The following is a 3,901-nucleotide window of genomic DNA, read 5'->3' as shown; positions in this document are numbered from 1 at the left end:
ACAGGCTACAGTCAACCCCAACCCATGATTAATTTGAATCCAACTCAACAATCAAATACGGGGTATATTCAATCAGGGTTGAAGCAAAAGCAGCAAATGCCTACTCAGACATTACCTCAAGTTACATCACCATCAACAAATCAACGTATTCCTCGACCGAATAATTATGACAATACAGTATGGGAACAGTTGATTCCGCGATCGCAGTACAATCAGATTCAAGAACAGTCTAATGGTAATAATTAAAACTATTGAATTAACTATTGCAACTTAGGTAATCCCATTCATTTTGAGATTTATATTGTCAAATTAAGTAGTATCATGAAACGATAGTAATTACTCACTGTAATTAGGCATGTAGTATACCCCACATAAAAATTGCCTTGAGTTGGCAACTTTTCACAGAAAATTACCAATCATGCAATTTACCTAAAATCGTTTTGATTATGACTATGGATTTGACAGTTGAAAATTTAGCACTTATAGATGATCGCTTATCTCAGCGTCACATAGACCTCGATCCTAGTGGCTATTTTATTATTTACCTAGATCGAGAAGCTAGTCTAATTTGTGCCAAGCATTTTACTAATGTAATTAATGATAATGGTTTATCTGTTGATCCAGACACAGGAAAAGTAATTCCTGCTCGAGGAAAAGTACAACGAACTCACACTAAAATTTTTAGTGGTAGAACTGCTAAGGAATTATGCGTAGAGATATTGGAAAAAACTGAGCCTTGTCCATTGACAATGTTAGATCATGCAGCTTATTTAGGTAGAGAATTTACCAAAGCGGAAATGGCTTTAGTCAAGGGGGAGGAGTATATACAAGATTGAAAAAGTAAGGGAGATGATTTGTTTATTCATCACCCTGATACCATGCAAAAACTTGACAGTTAAGAGAAAATTAATTTTCTCTTAACCATATTTTGACTATTTACATAGTAGCAAAAATATAATGGCTATTTTTAATAAAATTATTGAAATCAAAACAAATACAGGTATTAACATTCACAATATTACTCCACAAATTCAAGATTTAATTACATCAACACCAATCAAAAATGGTCAAACTTTAATTTTTTCTCGCCACACAACCACTGCATTAGCTATTAATGAATATGAGGAAAGATTATTAAAAGATATTCAAGTATATTTACGTAAATTGGCACCAGAATCAGACCGCTATTTACATAATGACCTGCATTTAAGGCCAAATATTCCTCCAGATGAACCTATGAATGCTCACTCTCATCTGATGGCGATAACTATGAGTAGTAGTGAGGTGATTCCCATTGTGGATGGTAAGTTAGCCTTGGGAACTTATCAGTCGGTGTTGTTTTTTGAATTAGATGGACCAAGAAATAGGACTGTATTTTGTCAATTTTCTGGGGAAGGGTAAGTTGCTTTGATAAGCTCTGTTTTACCCTAGTGATCTGTCCCATAAAATATGATAAGAACTATAAGTCCCCGTCTAATAGTAAAAGTAATATAAATATGACTATAAAATTAGCCATCATAACTAATGGGACAGACAGCTAGATTCTGCAGGTCTAAATAAATATTTCTCTATTGTTTTTAATCCTACACTTCCTATCCTCTAATTTAGTGAGTTTACCATAATTGACATTCACAAACAAAAATCATTCATAAGTTTCTTGTACTTGATCTATGTCAGCTATAAGTTTTTCAGCTAGCATTTTTACATTGGGTTCTTTTAGTAAACTACGATGATTACCAGGAACAAACTGAATTTCTATGTCACCATTCAATAAATTACCCCAACCCATCTTGGGAAACAAGAAAGAATAAAATTTGCTTTTCTGACAGGCAAAAAGAACTACTTTCCCAGAGTAGGTTGGGAGAATATAGTTTTTAACTGTCGATCTAAGTATTGTTTTGCAATTTTCTTGATTATGGGAACTTTTGATGTGTGATTGGACAGGTTTTTGATTGTTTTTATTCCTAGGAAATTTAGAAATTATTTCGTAAATATTTCGCTTTCCCAGTTCAAAAAAATAGGTTAATTTTTCAGGAAATTTCATTTGCTCACATTTACCACTATGAAACTCCATATAGGAAACTATACGTCTATAAATGCGATAAAAACCTACTGAACCACCTGTTTCTATCAGAGCTAACATCGCCACTTCTTCCCCTTTTGCTTTGAGTTGTTTAGCAATCTCCAAAGCCAGCAAACCACCAAAGCAATATCCCCCTATTAGGTAAGGCCCTGTTTGCTGTACACTCATTATTTCCTCAACGTAAAGACTCCCTAAGCGTTTAATGTATGTAGTGGGGTTCTCTATCCCCCCATAACTTTCACCATAAGGAAGGAAATAGACTGGTTGCTGATGATCTAAATGATAATGAAGATCCCAACCCAGATAGAAAAAGGTAACTTAGAGTTGGAACTACCTGGTTGAATTTCTACAATCAATGAGCGAGATCCTACCCTGGGCTGATTCAAATGGGCAGTGAAAGCTAAAAGTGTACGATACTCATAATCTGAAAGTTGAGGAACTATCTGGGAAGTAGTGGTATTGAGTACTGGTTGGGATGTTTTTACTGACTCTGAGGTTTCTTCTTGGCGAAGAATGTTAGCTAGTTGCTCAACTGTGTTTAACTGAGAGAGAGCTACCAAGGGTAGTTTTTTATGGAAGGCTGTTTCTATTTCAGCAACTAGACGTACAGCTAATAGTGAATGTCCCCCAAGATTAAAGAATTTGCTCTTTACACCAATGGGGTGAATACCTAAAACTTTTTCCCAAATTTTTGTCAGTTTCATTTCCAATTCATCACGAGGACTGACAAAAGTTTCTTGTTGTTCTTGCTTGGTATCCTCAGGTGCTGGTAATGCACACCGGTCTACTTTACCGTTGGGTGTTAAGGGTAGGGTATCTAAAGTGACAACAACACTGGGTACCATATATTCTGGTAGTTTCTGCTTGAGAAAGTGACACAAGTCAGTAAGAATAGGTGTTTGGTCTTGTTCGGGAATCACATAGGCAACAAGGCGTTTGTAATCAGGAATATCTTCCCTGGCAATAACTACAACCTCCCTTACTTGTGGATGTTCTGCCAGCAGTGCTTCAATTTCCCCAAGTTCTATACGGAAACCACGAATCTTGACTTGGTTGTCAATGCGACCAATAAATTCTATATTACCGTCAGATAAGTAGCGAACTAAATCCCCAGTTTTATAAAGGCGAGCTTCAGGTTTATTACTAAAGGGGTTGAGAATGAATTTCTCTTCCGTCAACTCTGGACGATTCAGGTAACCTCGTGCAAGACCATCACCACCAATGTACAATTCTCCAGGAACTCCTATTGGTGCTGGCTGTAGGTGGGAGTCCAAAATATAAAACTGGGTGTTAGTAATTGGACAACCAATGGGGATAGTTGTAGCACCCTCTGTTATTTCCTGCACCAAGTACCAGGAAGAGAAGGTAGTACTTTCTGTCGGTCCATAAACATGAATTAATTGCTGTGGAGGTGCTTCTTGGTGTACCTTTTTCACCCATCTAGGATCAACTGCTTCTCCACCAAACAGAAGGTATCGTAGATTTTTAAATGCTTGTGGAACCAGGCTTGCTAACTGATTAAATAAAGCTGTCGTTAGAAATAATACGCTGATTTTTCTGTCACAAATATAGTCTGCAAAGTCGTGAGGGGAAAGAAGTATATTCTTGGAAATACCCACCAGCATCGCTCCGTGAAGTAGTGCGCCCCAGATTTCAAAGGTAGCTGCATCAAAAGAAGCGTTGGAGGCTTGAGCAATTCTATCCTGAGATTCTATGTTTATATAGTTGGTGTTGAATACCAGTCGGTTGATAGCCCGATGAGGAACGGCGACTCCCTTCGGTTTTCCCGTAGAGCCAGAAGTATAAATTACATAACTG

The 3,901-nt window shown here is 37.1% G+C and carries 5 protein-coding genes; 3 read left to right on the top strand and 2 right to left on the bottom strand.

Annotated elements, in window-relative coordinates; genetic code table 11:
* From CALSC_RS13995 to CALSC_RS13985, 3 genes are all read left to right on the top strand, one after another.
* Positions 1–246: hypothetical protein (locus CALSC_RS13995; protein WP_235006789.1), on the top strand; the 246-nt coding region annotated here is incomplete at its 5' end.
* Positions 247–452: 206 nt separating this feature from the next.
* On the top strand, positions 453–836 hold the full coding sequence (locus CALSC_RS13990; RefSeq protein WP_088241940.1) for a DUF4346 domain-containing protein: 384 nt from the start codon (positions 453–455) through the stop codon (positions 834–836).
* A gap of 121 nt (positions 837–957) precedes the next feature.
* The gene (locus tag CALSC_RS13985) at positions 958–1,401 is read left to right on the top strand and encodes a secondary thiamine-phosphate synthase enzyme YjbQ (RefSeq protein ID WP_088241938.1); all 444 of its coding nucleotides are present in this window, start codon (positions 958–960) and stop codon (positions 1,399–1,401) included.
* 241 nt (positions 1,402–1,642) lie between these two features.
* Here CALSC_RS13985 and CALSC_RS13980 read toward each other — a convergent pair whose 3' ends face one another.
* The gene (locus CALSC_RS13980; RefSeq protein ID WP_088241937.1) at positions 1,643–2,386 is read right to left on the bottom strand and encodes a thioesterase domain-containing protein; all 744 of its coding nucleotides are present in this window, start codon (positions 2,384–2,386) and stop codon (positions 1,643–1,645) included.
* The coding region (locus tag CALSC_RS13975; RefSeq protein ID WP_143288258.1) for a non-ribosomal peptide synthetase at positions 2,359–3,901 on the bottom strand (1,543 nt) is incomplete at its 5' end. The genes CALSC_RS13975 and CALSC_RS13980, both read right to left, overlap by 28 nt.

Source organism: Calothrix rhizosoleniae SC01 (assembly GCF_900185595.1).
GTDB classification, from domain to species: domain Bacteria; phylum Cyanobacteriota; class Cyanobacteriia; order Cyanobacteriales; family Nostocaceae; genus Calothrix_A; species Calothrix_A rhizosoleniae.
The sequence above is the reverse complement of the archived record's forward strand: the minus strand, read 5'-3'. Positions and strand labels throughout refer to the sequence as shown.

Bases quoted from the DNA above. Each gene is read 5' to 3' on its own strand.
- CALSC_RS13985 (WP_088241938.1), top strand. From the start codon at position 958: ATGGCTATTTTTAATAAAATTATTGAAATCAAAACAAATACAGGTATT.
- CALSC_RS13990 (WP_088241940.1), top strand. From the start codon at position 453: ATGGATTTGACAGTTGAAAATTTAGCACTTATAGATGATCGCTTATCT.